The 19,028-nt window shown below is 69.2% G+C and carries 14 protein-coding genes; 12 read left to right on the top strand and 2 right to left on the bottom strand.

Features of this window, described 5'->3' with window-relative positions; all coding sequences use genetic code 11:
- Positions 1-27: 27 nt before the first annotated feature.
- From BM355_RS04095 to dapF, 7 genes are all read left to right on the top strand, one after another.
- Complete coding sequence (locus BM355_RS04095; protein WP_091694993.1) at positions 28-462, top strand: helix-turn-helix domain-containing protein; 435 nt, start codon at positions 28-30, stop codon at positions 460-462.
- Between the two features lie 111 nt (positions 463-573).
- A complete protein-coding gene (locus BM355_RS04090; RefSeq protein WP_317726660.1) occupies positions 574-810 on the top strand; it encodes a DUF3046 domain-containing protein in 237 nt (78 codons plus the stop codon).
- Between the two features lie 255 nt (positions 811-1,065).
- Positions 1,066-2,124, top strand: a complete 1,059-nt coding sequence (gene recA, locus BM355_RS04085; RefSeq protein ID WP_091694989.1) for a recombinase RecA — start codon at positions 1,066-1,068, stop codon at positions 2,122-2,124.
- Positions 2,124-2,720: a regulatory protein RecX gene (locus BM355_RS04080; protein WP_091694986.1), complete on the top strand. Its 597-nt coding sequence runs from the start codon at positions 2,124-2,126 to the stop codon at positions 2,718-2,720. The genes recA and BM355_RS04080 overlap by 1 nt, the downstream gene beginning before the upstream one ends.
- A 46-nt stretch (positions 2,721-2,766) precedes the next feature.
- Positions 2,767-4,278, top strand: a complete 1,512-nt coding sequence (miaB, locus tag BM355_RS04075; protein ID WP_091694981.1) for a tRNA (N6-isopentenyl adenosine(37)-C2)-methylthiotransferase MiaB — start codon at positions 2,767-2,769, stop codon at positions 4,276-4,278.
- Between the two features lie 8 nt (positions 4,279-4,286).
- On the top strand, positions 4,287-5,252 hold the full coding sequence (gene miaA, locus BM355_RS04070) for a tRNA (adenosine(37)-N6)-dimethylallyltransferase MiaA (RefSeq protein WP_091694977.1): 966 nt from the start codon (positions 4,287-4,289) through the stop codon (positions 5,250-5,252).
- Positions 5,249-6,199: a diaminopimelate epimerase gene (gene dapF / locus BM355_RS04065; RefSeq protein ID WP_091694974.1), complete on the top strand. Its 951-nt coding sequence runs from the start codon at positions 5,249-5,251 to the stop codon at positions 6,197-6,199. Before miaA ends, dapF begins: the two co-directional genes overlap by 4 nt.
- A gap of 21 nt (positions 6,200-6,220) precedes the next feature.
- Here dapF and BM355_RS04060 read toward each other — a convergent pair whose 3' ends face one another.
- On the bottom strand, positions 6,221-6,850 hold the full coding sequence (locus tag BM355_RS04060; RefSeq protein WP_091694966.1) for a class I SAM-dependent methyltransferase: 630 nt from the start codon (positions 6,848-6,850) through the stop codon (positions 6,221-6,223).
- Between the two features lie 161 nt (positions 6,851-7,011).
- Between BM355_RS04060 and BM355_RS04055 the strand changes: the two genes are divergently transcribed.
- The 3 genes from BM355_RS04055 to BM355_RS04045 all read left to right on the top strand — a co-directional run bounded on the left by BM355_RS04055 (position 7,012) and on the right by BM355_RS04045 (position 11,422).
- Positions 7,012-7,620: a GNAT family N-acetyltransferase gene (locus BM355_RS04055; RefSeq protein ID WP_091694961.1), complete on the top strand. Its 609-nt coding sequence runs from the start codon at positions 7,012-7,014 to the stop codon at positions 7,618-7,620.
- A 101-nt stretch (positions 7,621-7,721) separates the two neighbouring features.
- Positions 7,722-9,296, top strand: a complete 1,575-nt coding sequence (gene hflX / locus BM355_RS04050) for a GTPase HflX (RefSeq protein WP_091695398.1) — start codon at positions 7,722-7,724, stop codon at positions 9,294-9,296.
- A complete protein-coding gene (locus BM355_RS04045) occupies positions 9,293-11,422 on the top strand; it encodes an ATP-dependent DNA helicase (RefSeq protein WP_091694957.1) in 2,130 nt (709 codons plus the stop codon). Before hflX ends, BM355_RS04045 begins: the two co-directional genes overlap by 4 nt.
- Here the strand turns inward: BM355_RS04045 and lexA are convergent.
- Entirely contained in the window at positions 11,400-12,158 is a 759-nt protein-coding gene (gene lexA, locus BM355_RS04040) for a transcriptional repressor LexA (RefSeq protein WP_091694954.1), read from the bottom strand. The genes BM355_RS04045 and lexA overlap by 23 nt on opposite strands.
- 233 nt (positions 12,159-12,391) lie before the next feature.
- Between lexA and BM355_RS04035 the strand changes: the two genes are divergently transcribed.
- Both BM355_RS04035 and BM355_RS04030 read left to right on the top strand, forming a co-directional pair.
- Positions 12,392-12,730 (top strand): LysM peptidoglycan-binding domain-containing protein, encoded by a 339-nt coding sequence (locus BM355_RS04035; protein WP_091694951.1) that lies wholly within the window; start codon positions 12,392-12,394, stop codon positions 12,728-12,730.
- A gap of 111 nt (positions 12,731-12,841) precedes the next feature.
- Positions 12,842-19,000, top strand: coding sequence for an Ig-like domain-containing protein (locus tag BM355_RS04030; protein WP_091694948.1), 6,159 nt, complete (start codon positions 12,842-12,844; stop codon positions 18,998-19,000).
- The last annotated feature ends 28 nt before the right edge of the window (positions 19,001-19,028 follow it).

Below are 19,028 nucleotides of genomic sequence, written 5' to 3'. Positions count from 1 at the left end.
GGATCCATACAGGAGTGCGTAGTAGACATGATGAGGCAACCGGTCACCGTCAACGGCATCACCCGCTGGACGGACGCCGGTCACACAGAACCGACCGCCCCCGCCGAGCCCAAGGAGCACGCCATGCCAGTCCTTCGTCAGGAGATCGGAGACGTGCTGCGTGATGTGCGCCAGCGTCAGGGACGCACCCTGCGCGAGGTCTCTCACAACGCCCGGGTCTCCCTGGGGTACCTCTCCGAGGTCGAACGCGGTCAGAAGGAGGCCTCCTCGGAGCTGCTCTCCTCCATCTGCTCGGCGCTGAACGTGCCGCTGTCGCTGATGCTGCGCGAGGTCTCGGACCGCATCGCCCTGCAGGAGGGCGTGCACATCCCGGACACCGTGCCCGCCGAGATGGCCGACGCCTTCGGCCACGGCTCCTTCGAGCTGCAGGACGGGATGGATCAGCTGGCCGGCAGCCACTGACCCGGATCGCCTCCGCGACCCACCGACTCCACGGCCCTCGCACCCCTGGTGCGGGGGCCGTCGTCGTTCGCCGCCGAGATCGGCGAGTGGCCTGGACCGATGAGAGGATGGATGCCGATGAAGCACAGTGACTTCCGACGCATGATGGAGGACGAGTTCGGCTCGGCCAACGCTGCCGTGATCGCCTCCACCCTGGTGCTGCCGACCCTGGACCAGACCGCTGACGCCGCCCTGGCGTCAGGACGACGACCCCGCGAGGTGTGGCTGGATGTCTGCCGCCTGCAGGGGGTGCCCCCCGAGCGCCAGCTGGGCGTGGACCGGCCCGTGCGTGACACCGGCGTGGAATGACGACACGCCTCCGCACCTGTTCGAAAGCATGTTCGAAGATCGGTAGAGTTCTCAGCGATGGCCTCGATCCACGGAGCCTCCCGGTCGGCTCCTGCACAGGTGTCCGTGCCGCCGAGGTTCTCCCCAGCGCTGCGGCCCGCAGAGCCGGTCGACGCTAACGTGTCCGAGCGCCCCAGTAGATTCATCACCAGCACCGGGAGAACATCTCCCGGACTGTCCTTCCCATCGAGCAATACGAGCAACACGAGGTGAACCATGGCGACAGCCACTGATCGCGAGAAGGCTCTCGAGGCCGCCCTGGCCCAGATCGACAAGCAGTACGGCAAGGGATCGGTGATGCGTCTGGGTGATGACGCGCGAGCCCCCATCGAGACCATCTCCTCCGGCTCGGTCGGACTGGACGTGGCCCTGGGCATCGGCGGATTCCCCCGCGGCCGTGTCGTGGAGATCTACGGTCCGGAGTCCTCCGGCAAGACCACCGTGGCCCTGCATGCGGTCGCCAATGCCCAGCGCAACGGCGGCATCGCCGCGTTCATCGACGCTGAGCACGCCCTGGACCCGGAGTACGCCAAGAAGCTGGGCGTGGACACCGATGCGTTGCTGGTCTCCCAGCCGGACACCGGCGAGCAGGCCCTGGAGATCATGGACATGCTGGTGGGCTCGGGCTCGCTGGACATCATCGTGATCGACTCGGTGGCCGCCCTGGTTCCGCGTGCGGAGATCGAGGGCGAGATGGGTGACAGCCACGTCGGTCTGCAGGCCCGCCTGATGTCCCAGGCCCTGCGCAAGGTCACCGGTCGGCTGGCCCAGACCAAGACCACCGCCATCTTCATCAACCAGCTGCGCGAGAAGATCGGCGTGTTCTTCGGCAGCCCGGAGACCACCACCGGCGGCAAGGCCCTGAAGTTCTACGCCTCCGTGCGCGTGGACGTGCGACGGATCGAGACGCTCAAGGAGGCCGGCAACCCCGTCGGCAACCGCACCCGCGCCAAGATCGTCAAGAACAAGATGGCCCCGCCCTTCAAGCAGGCCGAGTTCGACATCCTCTACGGGGAGGGCATCTCCCGTGAGGGCAGCCTGATCGACATGGGCGTGGAAGAGGGGATCGTCAAGAAGTCCGGTGCCTGGTTCACCTATGACGGCGATCAGCTGGGGCAGGGCAAGGAGAACGCCCGGCGATTCCTCAAGGACAACCCGGACCTGGCCTTCGAGATCGAGCGGCGGATCCTGGAGAAGCTGGGCATCGGCGTCAAGGCCGAGGACGCAGAGGCGGAGCCCACCCTGCGCGCTGTGCCCGGCAACGCCACAGCCTGATGCGCTCCCGGGGGAGGGGGACCTCGGATCCCGAGGTCCCCGACCACCTGGCGGAGGACCCCGAGCCGGATGCGGAGGAGGTGGCGCGGGCGATCGTCCTGCGCCAGCTCACCGCCTCGCCCAAGTCTCGCCGCCAGCTCGAGGAGAAGCTGGCCGCGCGCAACGTCCCGGACGAGGTGGCCGCCTCCGTGCTGGACCGGTTCGAAGAGGTCCAGCTGGTGGACGACGCCGCCTTCGCCCAGATGTGGGTCCGTTCCCGCCAGCGCAGTCGTGGACTGGCCCGGGGCGCCCTGCGCCGTGAACTGCAGCAGAAGGGGATCACCGGCGACCAGGCCGAGGAGGCGCTGGACGAGGTCTCCGAGGACCAGGAGCGTCAGGCCGCCCTGGAGCTGATCCACAAGAAGCTGCGGGGGCGCACCGTCCCGGCCGGCTCCTCATCTCAGGACCGCGCTGACCGGGACAAGCAGGTGCGCCGACTGGCGGGCATGCTGGCCCGCAAGGGATACGCCCCGGGCATGGCCCTGGGGCTGGTGCGCGAGGTCCTGGACGCGCAGGGTGAGGACGACACCGACCTGGTGGCCCGGGGCGATCTTTGATCTCGCCTCCCCGGTGGCCCCGGCGCACGGCCACTAGAATGGTCCGGTGACTCTCACCGCCGATCCCCGTGCCGAACGCACCTATCAGGTGCGCACCTTCGGCTGCCAGATGAACGTCCATGACTCCGAACGCATCTCCGGACTGCTCGAGTCCTCAGGGTATGCACCCGCCGGGGAGGGCGTGGAACCGGACCTGGTGGTGTTCAACACCTGCGCGGTCCGAGAGAACGCCGACAACCGTCTCTACGGCAATCTGGGCAATCTGCGTTCGGTCAAGGACAACCACCCCGGCATGCAGATCGCCGTGGGCGGCTGCCTGGCTCAGAAGGACCAGCAGACGATCATCTCCAAGGCCCCCTGGGTGGATGTGGTCTTCGGCACCCACAACATCGGGTCCCTGCCGGCTCTGCTGGAACGCTCCCGCCACAACCAGCAGGCCGAGCTGGAGATCCTCGAGGCGCTGGAGGTCTTCCCCTCCACGCTGCCCACCAAGCGCGACTCGACCTACTCCGGGTGGGTCTCCATCTCCGTGGGCTGCAACAACACCTGTACGTTCTGCATCGTCCCCTCCCTGCGCGGCAAGGAGAAGGACCGTCGTCCCGGGGAGATCCTGGCCGAGGTCCAGGCCCTGGTGGACGGCGGTGCTGTGGAGGTCACCCTGCTCGGCCAGAACGTGAACACCTACGGAGTGGAGTTTGGAGACCGGGGAGCCTTCGCCAAGCTGCTGCGCGCCTGCGGGCAGATCGAGGGGCTGGAGCGCGTCCGGTTCACCAGTCCGCACCCGGCCTCCTTCACCGAGGACGTCATCGAGGCCATGGCGGAGACCCCCAACGTGATGCCCCAGCTGCACATGCCGCTGCAGTCCGGATCGGACCGGATCCTCAAGGACATGCGCCGCTCCTACCGTTCGGCCAAGTTCCTGCGCATCCTGGACTCGGTGCGTGAGCGGATGCCGCACGCGGCCATCACCACCGACATCATCGTCGGCTTCCCCGGAGAGACCGAGGAGGACTTCCAGGACACCCTGGACGTGGTGGAGGCCTCGCGCTTCTCCTCAGCCTTCACCTTCCAGTACTCCATCCGACCGGGCACTCCGGCTGGGGAGATGCAGAACCAGGTGCCCAAGGCGATCGTGCAGGAGCGCTTCGAGCGTCTGACCGCCCTGCAGGACCGGATCAGCGCCGAAGAGACCCAGAAGCTGGTCGGCACCTGCCAGGAGCTGCTGGTCACCGCCCACGCCGGCACGAAGGGCGCCGAGACCGGCCGGCTCTCCGGCCGGGCGCCGGACAACCGCCTGGTGCACTTCTCGGTGCCCGCCGGCGCAGAGCAGCCCCGTCCCGGGGACTTCGTGACCGTGGCCATCACCGAGGCCCACCCGTACCATCTGGTGGCCGACCCGGAGCTGGACCCCACCGGCACCGGGTACACGCTGCGACGCTCCCGCGCCGGAGACGCCTGGGATCGGGCCCAGGCCGACTCCTGCGGTGTCCCCACTGCTGGCACCGCCCCGGGCGGAGCGACCCTGCTCGGCATGCCCACCCTGCGCCCGCGCAGCTGACGCCCCCCATGCGGCAGAGGTCTGCGTCAGCACTGCCCGTCGTCGCCCTGGTGGGCCCGACGGCGTCCGGCAAGACGGCATTGGGCGTCGCGGTGGCCCAGCGGCTGAGGGGTGAGGTGGTCAATGCCGACGCGCTGCAGTTCTACCGCGGCATGGACATCGGCACGGCCAAGGCCAGCGAGCACGAGCGCGGGGGAGTTCCGCACCATCTGCTGGACGTGCTGGAGATCGACCAGGCCGCCTCGGTGGCGGACTTCCAGGGGTGGGCCCGGGAGGCGATCGCCCAGATCCGCGCGCGCGGACACCTCCCCGTACTGGCCGGCGGGTCAGGACTGTACGTCCGCGCGGCCGTGGACACTCTGGAGTTCCCGCCCACCGACCCGCAGGTCCGAGAGGAGCTGGAGACCCGTGCCCAGCAGGAGGGGACCGCTGCCCTGCGGGCGGAACTGGCCGTCGTCGACCCGGCGTCTGCGGAGCGGGTGGGCGATGACCGCCGCGTCATCCGGGCCCTGGAGGTCCACCGGATCACCGGCCGTCCGTTCTCCTCCTTCATGCCCGAACGCAGGTATCACCATGACGTGGGCCCCGTGGTGCAGATCGGGCTGCGCATCCCGCGCGAGGTGCTGCACGAGCGCATCCAGCGTCGCGTGGAGCTGATGGTGGAGCGCGGACTGCTGGAGGAGGTCCGCGCACTGGACGCCCGTGGGCTGCGAGAGGGGCCGACGGCCGCGCGGGCGATCGGGTACCAGCAGATGCTGGACGTGCTGGACGGCCGGTGCACCCTGAGGCAGGCGGTCGAGGAGACCGTGGTGGCCACGCGTCGGTTCGCCCGCCGGCAGGAGACCTGGTTCCGGGGCGATCCGCGGGTTCTCTGGCTGGATTGGGACGCCCCAGACCTGGTGGACCAGGCCGTGGCCGTGGTGCACGCCGCGACGGAGGAGCGGGCTCCCGGCACACCTAGACTGGAGCCATGACCTCTCCTCACCTCGATCCCGAGCGCCAGAGCGCCGCCCAGCAGCAGCTCTCCGGCCTGCGCTTCACCAAGGGCCACGGCACCGGCAACGACTTCGTGCTCGTGGAGGACCAGCGAGGGGACATCGAGTTGACTCCGGACCACGTGCGCGTGCTGACCGACCGCCACCTGGGGATCGGTGGCGACGGCCTGATCCGGGTGGTGCGCTCCCAGGAGCTGCTGGAAGGGCGTGATCTGCTCGAGGCCGCCCCTGACGCCGAATGGTTCATGGACTACCGCAATGGGGACGGGTCCATCGCGGAGATGTGCGGCAACGGGGTGCGGGTGTTCGTGCACTACCTGGCCCAACGTGGGCTGGTGCAGCTGGCCGAGGGCGGAGCAGTCACCATCGGCACGCGTGCCGGTGCTCGCACGGTGCGGCGAACGGCCCACGGCTATGCGATCGACATGGGTCCTTGGTCCTACATCGACGAGGAGCTCGCCCTGGAGCGCGCGGCTGACTCCCTGGTGCTGGCCGCCGGTCTGCAGGATCCACGTCCGGCGCTGAGCATCTCCATGGGCAACCCGCACACCGTGGTGGCTCTGGCCGAGGACATGGAACTGGACGGGCTGGACCTGCACCAGGTGCCCAACGTGGATCCGGCACCGCCGCACGGGACGAACGTGGAGTTCGTGGTGCCCGCCGAACCCCTGGTGCAGGAGGGAGTGGGCCGGTTGCGGATGCGGGTCCACGAGCGGGGCGTGGGGGAGACCCAGTCCTGCGGGACCGGTGCGTGCGCGGCTGCGGCCGCCGTGCGCGCCTGGGCAGGAGACGCCGGCTCGGATCAGTGGATCGTGGACGTTCCCGGTGGCGCGGTGGGCGTGGAGTTCGTGCCCGGCCCGGACGGCGCTGAGCACGTGGTGCTCTCCGGCCCGGCCGAGCTGGTGTTCGACGGCCAGATGCCCTGAGGCGGGCCCGGACAGTCAGGCTCAGCTCTGTGGTCGACGGGTCACAGTCAGGATGCGGAAGCCCTTGACGGTGTCCGCCCGCTCGGCAGTGAACTCACCGGGGGCGATCTCCTCCAGTGCGCCGCGCATCCACGGCAGCAGCGAATCCGCGCCGAGGTTCTTCTGCACCACCAGCCAGGCCGTCCCTCCGGGGGCCAGTTGCGGCAGCCACAGCAGCAGCAGCTCGTGCAGGGCCTGCTTGCCGATCCGGATGGGCGGGTTGGACCAGATCAGATCGTAGGTCTGCTCGTCCGGGACCTCGTCCGGGCGCTGAACGCTCACATTCTCCAGGCCCAGGGCGGCGGCATTGTCCCGGCACAGTCGGGCGGCGCGGTCGTTGACCTCCACGCCCAGCACCTGGGCCTCCGGACTGCGCAGAGCCAGGGTCAGCGCCAGCGGACCCCAGCCGCACCCGATGTCCAGGAACCGTCCGGACTGCGGAGGATCGGGCACCACCGAGAGCATCGCCGCGGTGCCCTTGTCGATCCCGTCGGGGGAGAAGATGCCGTTGGAGGTCTCCACCTCCACGCGGCGACCGGCCAGCTCCACGGTGAGCGTCCGTCGTCGTTCCTCTGTCCCGGGCTCGGCCGAGAAGTAGTGTGCGCCATCCATCACCGCCCGAGCCTACCGGCTTGACACGGGCCGTAGGATGGTCGCCATGTGGATCTTCCTGCGCTGAGCCCTCGCTGGCCCGCCCGTGACGGCTCCGGACCCTGCTGACGATGAGCGGTCCGTGATCGCCCGCACCCGTCCATCATGACCTGAGGATCCACATGCCCTCTTCTCTGTACCGCACCGCCGTGCGCCTGCGACCCTACGAGCCGCAGGACGAACGCTCCTGGCTGCGCTGCCGTGCCCTGTCCTTCCTGGACTCCCAGTACTACGACGACGTCCGCACGGCACATCCTGCGCCGTCGCCTGAGCAGGGGGAGACGGTCTCCTGGGTGGCCGTGGATGCTCAGGCGAGTGACGTCGTCGGGATCCTGGAGGTCGAGGTAGGGCAGGAGGGGACCGACGAGTCCCACCTGGCCACCATCGACACCGTGGCCGTCCACCCGGACTGGCGGGAACACGGGATCGCCTCCGCGTTGTTGGACCAGGTGATGCTGCTGCTGCCGTCTCAGGTGACCGAGCTGGACGCCTGGACCCGAGAGGACGCCGCGGCCCGGTCCTGGTACCGCTCCCGGGGGTTCGAGCTGGATCAGGAGTACCTCCACGTCTACCAGTCCTGGGATGAGACGACTCCTGGACTGACCGTCCCCACCGGGTTGCGCGGTCCGGTCACCGCCTTCTTCCACGCCGGCCTCGCCGATGAGGACCACTGGCGTTCCACCTTCCGCAGGGTCCACCGCTGCGGCCGATTCCTTCGGAGGATCCCATGAGTCCACGAGACCCCGCCCGAGACCACCACGACGACGGCCCAGACGCCTACCGCGTCCGGCCCACCGACTACGCTGAACAGCACACTGCAGACCAGGAGACCATGACCCACGCATCCGACCCCCAGAACGAGTCCCAGATCCAGGACGTGATCGACCGGATCCTCGCCGCCGACGCGGCCCGGGCCTCCTCACACAGCACCGACGCCCGTCAGCCGGAGGCCGACCAGAGCGAGGGACTGCTCTCCGGCCGCGCGCTGGCCCTGTCCGAGGGCGGCCACGGCCACACCGACGACGACGGTGAACAGTACGACTTGGCCGCACGCCAGGCCCTGCGCCGCGTGGGAGGACTCTCCACCGAACTCGAGGACGTCACCGAGGTCGAGTACCGCCAGCTGCGCCTGGAGCGCGTGGTGCTCGCTGGCATCTGGACCGAGGGCACCGCCGAGGACGCCGAGAACTCCCTGCGCGAGCTCGCCGCCCTGGCCGAGACCGCCGGCTCCGAGGTGCTGGACGGCGTCATCCAGCGGCGCCACACCCCGGACCCGGCCACGTTCCTGGGCAAGGGCAAGGCCGAGGAGCTGCGTGAGATCGTGGCCATGACCGGTGCGGACACCGTGGTGGTCGATTCCGAGCTGGCCCCCTCCCAGCGCCGCGCTCTGGAGGATGTGGTCCGTGTCAAGGTGATCGATCGGACCGCCCTGATCCTGGACATCTTCGCCCAGCACGCCAAGTCCCGTGAGGGCAAGGCACAGGTGGAGCTGGCCCAGCTCGAGTACCTGCTGCCACGCCTGCGCGGCTGGGGCGAGTCCATGTCCCGTCAGGCCGGTGGCCGTGCCGCCGGCGGTGAGGGCATCGGCTCCCGTGGTCCCGGTGAGACCAAGATCGAGCTGGACCGTCGCCGGATCCGCACCCGGATGGCCAAGCTGCGCAAGGACATCGCCGCCATGAAGCCGGCCCGCGAGACCAAGCGGGCCAACCGCAAGCGCAACCAGGTGCCGTCCGTGGCGATCGCCGGGTACACCAACGCCGGCAAGTCCTCCCTGCTCAACCGCCTCACCCACGCTGGCGTGCTGGTGGAGAACGCCCTGTTCGCCACCCTGGACCCCACCGTCCGCAAGGCGGTCACCCCGGACGGCATCGGATACACGCTCTCGGACACGGTCGGCTTCGTCCGGTCACTGCCCACCCAGCTGGTGGAGGCTTTCCGCTCCACTCTGGAGGAGGTGGCTGACGCGGATGTGATCCTGCACGTGGTGGACGCGTCCCATCCGGATCCGGAGGGCCAGATCGCCGCCGTGCGTCAGGTGTTCACCGATGTGGATGCCCGCCGGATCCCGGAGATCATCGTGCTGAACAAGGCCGATGCCGCGGACCCGTTCGTGATCGCCCGCCTGCGTCAGCGTGAGCCGCGCTCCGTGGTGGTCTCGGCGCGCACCGGTGAGGGGATCGACCAGCTGGAGCAGATGATCTCCGAGGCCATCCCGCGGCCGAACGTCGCCTTGGACCTGCTGATCCCGTTCACCCACGGAGAGGTGGTCTCACGACTGCACTCACCCGAGGCGGAGATCATCTCCGAGACCTACGAGGCCGAGGGGACCAGGCTGCGCGTGCTGGTCCGGGAGGACATCGCCGACGAGCTGCGTCCCTACATCCAGGGCAGTGGCCCCGCCGCATGACCTCGAGCAGGACCCCGCAGGGCACAGAGGCGCATCAGCCGCCGGAGAACGAGCCCCGTACGGACGCCGAACGCGAGGCGCTGCGCCTGTTGGACGCCGCTGTTGAGAGCCTGGGCGGGCAACGGCGGGACGGGCAACGGCGCATGGTGGTCGAGGTGGCCCGGGCCCTGGAGACCGGCACCCACCTGCTGGTCCAGGCCGGCACCGGCACCGGCAAGTCGCTGGCCTACCTGGTGCCCGCCCTGCGGCATGCCGTCGACGCAGAGAAACCGGTGGTGGTGGCCACCGCCACGCTCGCGCTGCAGGCACAGATCATGCACCGGGACGCGCCGGCACTGCTGGAGGCGCTTCAGGGCGAACTGCCGCGGCCACTGGACGTCGCCCTGATCAAGGGGCGGGCCAACTATCTGTGCAAGCACAAGATCGAGGGAGGATTCCCGGACGAGGACGGCCAGACGCTGTTCGGGATGGCCGACGACGGTGAGGCCATGACTGGGATGGCGGCCGCGAGCACGGATCCCACGACCCCGCTGGGGCGTGAGGTGCGGCGCCTGCGCGAATGGGCCGAGGAGACCGAGACGGGTGACCGGGATGACCTGGACCCGGGAGTCTCCGACCGGGCCTGGCGGCAGGTCTCCGTCTCGGCAGTGGACTGCATCGGACCTCAGCGGTGCCCGATGGCCGAGGAGTGCTTCTCCGAACGGGCGCGGTCCCAGGCCGCTGACGCCGACGTGGTGGTCACCAACCACGCCATGCTGGCGATCAGCGCCTTCGAAGGGCTCGCGGTGCTCCCTGAATTCGATGCGGCGATCGTGGACGAGGCGCACGAACTGCAGGACCGAGTCACCGGAGCGGTGACCGGACAGCTCTCCGGAACCATCGTGCAGGCCGCTGTCTCCTCCGTGCGCCGGCACACGGCTGCGGCCGTGGAGGACCTGTCCCAGGCCGGAGCCGCGCTGGATGCGGCCTTCGCCGCCACGCCCACCGGGCTGCTGCCGCAGGGGCCCAACGAACTGCAGCAGAACGCCCTGCGCGCCGTCAGCCAAGCCGCCCGGCAGGCACTGAGCGACTCCAAGCCCACTGGAGGGGCGTCGTCGGGAAGTGGGGAGTCCCCCGGGGGAGCGGACAGCGGCCGACAGATGGCCCGGGCCCGCCTGCTCACCGTCCTGGAGGTTGCCGACCGCATCCTGGCCGCGGTGCCGGACACCGAGCACCCTGAAGTGGTGTGGGCCAGTCGGCCCGGTCACTTCGAACCGGGCGTGGGATGGGTGCCCGGAGACGAGACCGCGCCTCCCGTGCTGTACGTGGCACCCCTGTCCGTGGCCGGGAAGCTGCGTGAGGGACTGTTCGGACAGGCGACGGGTGTGCTGACCTCGGCCACACTCGCGGTGGGGTCCTCCTTCGACCCGGTCGCCGGATCGCTCGGACTGATGGGGCAGGGAGCACCTCGGTGGACCGGGATCGATGTCGGCAGCCCCTTCGACTATCCACGTCAGGGGGTGCTCTACGTGGCTCGGCACCTGCCCCGTCCCGGTCGCACCGCCAGTCCGGAGTCCTGGGACGAGCTCGAATCCCTGCTGCGGGCATCCCGCGGCGGGGCCCTGTGCCTGTTCTCCTCCAAGAGGGCCGCCGAGGATGCCGCTGAGGCGATGCGCACCCGGCTGGGGCCATCACCGCAGATCCTGTGCCAGGGGGACGCGACGCTGTCCGCGCTGGTCCGCCAATTCGCTGCGGAACCGGACACCTCCCTGTTCGGCACGCTCAGCCTGTGGCAGGGCGTGGACGTGCCCGGTGAGGCCTGCCGACTGGTGGTGATCGACCGGATTCCGTTCCCGCGCCCGGACGATCCGTTGGCCACGGCCCGCTCGCGGGACATCGCCCGTCATGGCGGCAACGGTTTCATGGCGGTGTCCGCCACGCACGCGGCCATCCGTCTGGCCCAGGGGGTGGGACGTCTGATCCGCACCCAGGAGGACCGCGGCGTGGTGGCCGTCCTGGACCCCCGGCTTGCGACCGAGCGTTACGGCGGCTACCTCCGCTCCACGCTGCCCGACTTCTGGGGGACCACCGACCCTCAGGTGGTCCAGGGCGTCCTGGAGCGGCTCAGAGGGCCCGCAGCACCGTGACGACCTTGCCCATCACGGTGGCGTGGTCGCCCAGGATGGGTTCGTAACTGCTGTTCTGCGGCAGCAGCCAGGTGTGTCCGTCCCGCTGGCGGAAGGTCTTCACCGTGGCCTCGTCGTCCAGCAGGGCCGCCACGATCTCACCGTTCTGTGCTGAGCTCTGACGCCGCACCACGACCCAGTCGCCATCACAGATGGCCGCGTCCACCATGGAGTCTCCCGAAACCTTCAACATGAACAGCTCGCCTTCACCGGTGAGCTGACGCGGCAGCGTCATGACGTCCTCGACCTGCTGGTCGGCCAGGATCGGACCACCTGCGGCGATCCGGCCGACCAACGGGACCGGCACGGCCGAGCCCTCGACGGCGGCCGTGTGCAGAGCGGTCACCGTGGCCCCACGGTGCTCGGTGGTCGAATCGCCCGGCTGGACGGAGCCGGATCCCAGAGGCGTGGATCCATGCTGCACGGGTGCGCCGTCGGCATCCAACAGCACCTCCATGGCCCGGGGTCGGCCGGGGTGGCGACGGATGTAGCCCCACTTCTCGAGCTGGGAGAGCTGGTGGGTCACCGAAGACAGGGACGCCAGTCCAGCGGCGTCGCCGATCTCGCGCATGGACGGTGGATAACCCTGGTGGGCGATCGCCGTGCGGATCGATTCCAGGATCGCCCGCTGGCGCTCCGTCAGGGGGTGCGGCCCCTGTCCATCGGTCTGTGCCTCGGCGCTGGTCCGGCCTGCCATAGGGATCGTCCTTATCGTGTCCGTGCTGCCTGGTGATGTGCTTCTCGGTCGGCCAGCGGTGGTTCCACTGCTGTTAGACCGTTGGATCTGACGCTACGTGAGCGTGGCCCCAGATTCAAAGATATGTTCGAACGTGTCTTGTCCGCGTTCGAACGGATGTGCTAGAACAGGAACACGTCATCCGAACATGCGTTCGATGCGTCCGGACCTTCCGGGCAGAAAGGCTGATCACCATGAGCACCACCCGTACCGCGACCGACATCCGTCTGAACCGTCGAGGCCGCTTCTTCCTGCACGGACTCCCGGTGATGATCCTTGCCGTCCTGATCACCGCAGCCGCCGTCTTCTTCGGATCCACGGCCCTGACCCCGGCCGCCGCCTCCGGCGATCAGGCTCCGGCTGCCGTGGAGACCCATCTCGTCGGCTACGGAGAGACGCTGTGGTCGATCGCCGGTGAGATCGCTCCGGAGCGTGACAGGACGACCACCATCGAGCAGATCGGCGCCATGAACTCTCTGACGGACAGCGAGCTGCAGCCCGGTCAGCTGCTCTACGTTCCGCAGTTCGGCTGATCTCCGAGGGCGGATCCGGGTCGGATCAGGCGGGGGCCCCACTCACCTACACTGGATGAGGCGACCGTGGGTGCGGTATGTCATCAGTCTGATGGGGGAGGACCGACACCGATGGGAGCATGGGGCCGGGGCTGGCGTGGAGCATCGAAGCCGGCGGCCTTCTCAGCGGTCGGAGCCCTGGTCATCGCCGGATCTGTCCTGTATCCCGGCATGGAGACGGCGGATCTCGACCTCCACGATGGAGCCATCTGGGTCACCAAGGAGGACAACGGCTTCATCGGGCATCTGAATCATTCCTCCCACATCCTGGACGGAGGATTCCGCGCCCCCTTCGAGAACTACTCGCTGCACCAGCAGGACGAACACGCCGTCATGGTCGATCCGGCCAGCGGTGCCCTGGTCTCCATCGACGCCTCACTGATGTCCTCAGGCGACCAGACCATGCTCCCGGCCACCGAGCACTTCGCACTCGGCGGGGGGTCCTTCTCAGCCAACTCGGCCGAGGACGGGACCGTCTTCGCGGGGACCTTCACGCCGGCTCCCGTCCTGTCCTCGGAGGACCCGCTGTATGAGGCCGACGGCGCCGTGGCCAGCACGACGACGACCACGGGGACCGTGCTTGTCGCTGACCTCGCCTCCGCAGAGCTGATCAGCTTCGTCGCCTCCGAGGACGACAACGCCTGGGAGGAGTCCTCTCGCGAGTCGCTGACAGCGCTCGCCTCGATGACCTCCCCGGTCGTCACAGCCGTTGGAGACACCGGCGTCGTCGTGGATGCCGACTCCGGGACGGTGGTCTGGCCTGGGGGTCAGGTCCAGGACGACCGCCTGGTCGGGGCCGTTCCCCAGCCGGGCGGACCGAACTCCGGTGTCGTGGGACTGGCCACGTCTGCCGAGCTGCTGAGTGTGCGACTGGAGAACGGATCGGTCACCTCGGTGCCCCTGTCCGCGCCGGACGACGCTGCCGCCGGGGCCCTTCAGCCGGGCGGATCCGCAGACGAACGCACGATCACCGCACCGGTCTTCGCCGCCGGCTGTCTCCATGCGGCATCACGGTCCACCGGCTACTACCTGCGGGACTGCGCGGGCGACCATGACGATGAGATCGTTCCCATTCCAGAACTCTCAGGATCCGGCTCCCTGGTCTTTCGCGTCAATCGTGACCAGGTGGTGCTGAACGACACCGGCGAGGGAACCACCTGGATGGTGTTGGACCAGATGAAGGTGGTCTCGAACTGGGACGACCTGGAGCCCCCGAAGGGGAAGGGCGAGGACACCGAGGAGGAGTCCGACGAGGTCACCCAGCAGACGGCTCTGCCGGAGCGCCAGGAGGAGAACCGGCCCCCCGTGGCCGTCGATGACAGCTTCGGTGTGCGGGCGGGGCGGACCACCCAGCTGCCGGTGCTCTTCAACGACTCCGACCCGGATGGGGATGTCCTGGTCGCCCGGATGGTGGGCGAACAGCCTGGCATCGGAACCGTGCAGCGCATCCTGGACGGCGTCGGACTGCAGATCGTGGTGCCCGAGGACGCGACCGGCACGGCGACGATCCGCTATGAGGCTCGGGACGGCCGTGCTGACGGCGTGGATGATGCCGAGGTCAGGCTGCGTGTGGTTCCAGAGTCGGAGAACTCCGCACCGACCCAGGAGCGGGTGCCGGTGCTGCGGGTCCCCGCCGGAGAATCCGTCTCGGCTCAGGTGCTGCCGGACTGGATCGATCCCGACGGAGACGACCTGCAGCTGGTGGGTGCCACAGCGCCGGACGATGACGCCGTCCGCACTCGCCCAGACGGCCAGTTCACCTTCCAGGACAACTCCGGTGAGGCTGGACTGCGTGAGGTCGAGCTCACTGTCTCGGACGGGAGGGAGACGGCGACCGGCAAGGTGCAGATCGAGGTCCTGGAACGGGGGAGTGTCGAGCCGCCGGTCACCTTGGCCGACCACGTGACCGTCCAGGTCGGACAGGTCGCCACGGTGACTCCCTTGGCCAACGACCAGGATCCCCTCGGCGGATCGCTGCGTCTGGCGTTCGTCCAGCAGGTGCCGGCCTTGGACATCGCCTACTCGGCGTCCGGGGGGACCGTCCAGATCTCCGGGGATTCCCCGGGCACCCACTACCTGGAGTACATCGCCGCCAATGAGCTGGACTCTGCCCCGGGCCTGATCCGGGTGGACGTGGTGGACAGCGACGAGGACAGCGGACTCCCCGTGGCCGTACGTGACACCGCCCTGCTGCCGGCAGGAGGGGACGTGCTGGTGAACGTCCTGGGCAATGACACCGATCCGTCGGGCGGGATCCTGGTCGTCCAGGGCGTCCGGCCGGTCACCGGCGACTCCGGAGGAGCCGCACCCATCAAGGTCGCCGTCGAAGACTTCAACCACATTCGGGTGGTGGACACCGGTGGGCTGGCCCGCCCCATCACCTTCACCTACGAGGTCTCCAACGCCCAGGGCACCTCTCTGGGCGAAGTCACCGTCGTCCCGCTTCCCCAGCCAGAGGTGCTGGAGCCCCCAGTGGCCGTCCCGGACACCGCGGTGGTCCGGGTGGGCGACGTGGCCACGATCGACGTCCTGGCCAATGATGTGCACCCCAACCAGGAGGACCTCATCCTTGAGCCGGAGCTGGCCGAGGCGCCGTCTCCGGAGCGTCTCGACGCCTTCACCTCCGAAGGGAAGCTGCGAGTCCAAGCCGGGAACGACCCCGGAAGGACCCAGGTCTCCTACACCGTCCGTGGTCCGGACGGCCAGAGGGCCTCGGCAGTCGTGGACATCACCATGGTCGCCATGGACCGTGCGAACAACTCTGCCCCTGTTCCGCCCACGGTGCGGTCTCGGGTGTTGGCAGGCGAGTCCGTGTCCATCCCCATCGCCCTCGAAGGATCTGATCCGGACGGCGACTCGGTCACCCTGGTCGGCGTGGACTCGCCCCCGAAGCAGGGCTCGGTGCGCATGGAGCAGGGCCGCCTGGTCTACCGCGCGGCGGACGACTCCGCCGGCACCGACACCTTCACCTACCTGGTGACCGATCGTCTCGGTGCCACTGCGGTCGGAACGGTCTCGATCGGCATCGCCCGCTCCCTGGAGGTCAACCATCCGCCCGTCGCCCTGGACGACTCCGTCGAGGTCAGACCCGGGCGCACCTTCACCACCAACGTGCTGGCCAATGACGCCGACCCGGACGGAGACCAGGTGGCGCTGGTGCGTGACGGATTCACCCCCAGCATCCCGGAGACCTCCATCGAGATCATCGAAGGCCGGGTCCAGGTCACGGCGCCCGAGGAACCGGGCTTCCTCAACATCACCTACACGATCGCCGACCCGGCAGGAGCCCAGGACACGGGCAACCTGGCTGTGACCGTCAGCCCGGAGGCACCTCTGCTGTCGCCGATCGCTCGGGATGATGTCCTGGGACACGAACAGATCGCCGATGAGGACCAGGTCGTCGTCTCGGTCCTGACCAATGACGAGGATCCCGACGGTGCCGTCGGGGACCTCACCGTGACCGTGGACGATGCTGCGGCGGAGGCCGGGGTGCAGGTCGACGGCCAGGACGTCGTGGTCCCCGTCGGCTCCGGAGCCCAGACGGTGAAGTACACGGTCACCGACATCGACGGGAACGTCGGCCACGCCTTCATCCTGGTCCCCGGCAACGACAACAGGCCGCCGTGGCTGCTGACGGGGGAACCGCTGCAGGTCATGGCAGGGGAGTCCCTCGACGTGGACCTCCAGGACCATGTCGGCGTCCGAGACGGCCGTCGTCCCCGGCTGACCGAGGACTCCTCCGCCACTGCGGCTCCCACCAGTGCCTCGCTGGAGGTGCGGTCTGCCACGACGATGGCGTTCACCGCGGCCGAGGACTTCTCCGGGAACGCCTCGGTGAACGTCACCGTCACCGACGGCGAGAACGGCACGGATCCGAACGGCCTGGTCTCCACGCTCTCGATCCCGGTGACGGTGCTTCCCCGGCCCGAACAGAACAACCCGCCCAGGGTGCAGTCCACCCAGATGCAGATCGAACAGGGCGGGGATCCGGTGACCCTGGACCTGGCGCCGCTGGCCAGCGATCCGGACGGGGATGACCTGAGCTTCGCGCTGGGGGAGCGCTCTGGGGATCTGGCGGCCACCCTGGAGGGGACCGTCCTGACCGTGACTCCGGCCGCCAATGCACGGAGGGGCGGGGCTGGATCCGTGGACTTCACCGTCACGGATGGGGACTCGGACCCGGTGGCGGCCAGGGTGTCGGTCGCCGTCGTCGGGACCTCACGCGAGCTGCCCCGTGCCATCGCCGATCTCGTCCAGGACGCCCGGTCCGGCGATCCGGTGGTGGTGCCCGCGCTGGAGAATGACGTCAATCCGTTCCAGGGTGAGGCCCCGTTGACCATCGTCGACACCCAGGTCGTGGTCGGCGAGGGCACCGCAACCACTGATGGCACCACGGTGACGGTGACGCCCGGCGAGAGCTGGTCCGGGCGCATGAGGGTCACCTACACCATCCAGGACATGACCCGGGACCAGGCGCGGCAGGCCCGTGGTGAGATCACGGTGGTCGTCAAGGGTGCGCCCGGCGCCCCCGGGGTGCCTCGCATCGAAGGGATCGACGACGGCCAGGTCTCCCTGTCCTGGGCCGCTCCGCCCGACAACGGCGCGCCGATCACGGGATACACCGTCACCGACACCACCACCGGCAGGACACAGGCCTGCAGCTCCACCACCTGCACCATCACGGGACTGGAGAACGCGGTGGAGCACCGGTTCACGGTGACGGCGACGAATGAGGTCGGTGAATCCGATCCTTCGGGAGCCTCTGCCCCGGCTGTCCCGGATGTGCGACCGGAGATGCCCGCCGCCCCGTCTGCGACGGCCGAGGACGGACGGGTCGACCTGACCTGGACGCCGCCGGCGAATCGCGGATCGGCGATCACCGAGTACCGTGTGCAGATCTCACCGGCGCTCTCCGGGGGCGCGACCCGCAGCACCGGGGCCACCACGTCGCTGCGGTGGGACGGGCTGGGCAACGGCGTGCCCTACCGATTCCGGATCCAGGCACTGAACCAGGCGGACGAACCCTCGGAATGGTCTCCGTGGTCGGTGGACGTCACCCCTGCGGGCAAGCCGTTCGCGCCGGGCACGCCCACGGCCGTCCGAGATCAGTCCGTCGTCGATGGCGGTGTGGTCCGGGTGGCGTGGTCGGCGGCCGATGACAACGGCGCCCCCTTGAGCGGGTACACGGTGACCGCCTACGCCGGGAACTCCGTGGCCGGCACTCGGCAGGTCGGGGCCGGGACCACCTCGCTGTCCTGGTCCGGACTGGAGAAGTCCACGGCCTACCGCTTCTCGGTGACCGCCACCAACAGCAAGGGTGATTCCCCGACGTCGGGGCAGTCCTCGGCAGTGACACCGTTCGGACTGCCGGGTGCTGTGAGCAGTGTTCGCACGTCGGCGACCGGTCAGGACAACACCCTGAGCCTGTCCTTCTCCGGTGCTGCCGCCAACGGCTCGCCGGTCCGGTACGAGTACTCCCTCGGCGGCGGGTGGACCAGTCTCGGTGCGGCGACCTCGGACACCATTCGGGTTCCGGCCAACGGGTCCACCTACACCGTCTCGGTGCGGGCCGTGAATGAGGCCGGGCCCGGCCCGACGGCTTCCGCCACCACAGTGGCCGCCTACGGGCCGTACGCCATGCCGCAGATCGCCGCCTCGTCTCACCAGGGCGGCGTGAAGTTCAGCTGGAACCCGGACACGGTCCGCGCGGGCAACGGCCGTTCGGTGACGTTCGCCGTCACGGTGAACGGCTCCAGCGTTCCCAACTCCGGCTCCTATGAGTCCCCGCAGACCAAGGCGGCCACGGACTATCGGATCCAGATCCAGGTCTGCGCCGCCGGCGGGGCGGACTGTCAGGTGGCCGGCCAGTCGGCGCGTTCCGAGCCGATCCCGGACCCCACGGCGCGTCTGAGCGTGGGTCCGAAGTCCTCGATCTCCACGTGCACCGAGAACGGCGGCACGGAGTACTCGAACTGCTGGGACACCCAGATGGACTTCATCGGATTCCCGCCGGGTGAGCTCGCCGTGACCTGCACGCCGCGGGGAGCCGAGGGCTCGCATCGAGCCGGCGAGGTCTACGAGTACGCGACCGGCACTGTCACGATTGGTGCGGACGGCACCTACTCGGGTGTCCCCAGGTTCTGCATCCTCCATGACGGCCATAGCGACTTCCGCCTCCGCATGAAGGAACACGGCGTCGAGTCCAACGTCATCTACGGCCCCTGGCCGTAGGCCGGTCCCGCCCAGCGCCCGGTGATGT

This window comes from Micrococcus terreus (assembly GCF_900116905.1).
Lineage (GTDB): Bacteria > Actinomycetota > Actinomycetes > Actinomycetales > Micrococcaceae > Citricoccus > Citricoccus terreus.
The sequence above is the reverse complement of the archived record's forward strand: the minus strand, read 5'-3'. Positions and strand labels throughout refer to the sequence as shown.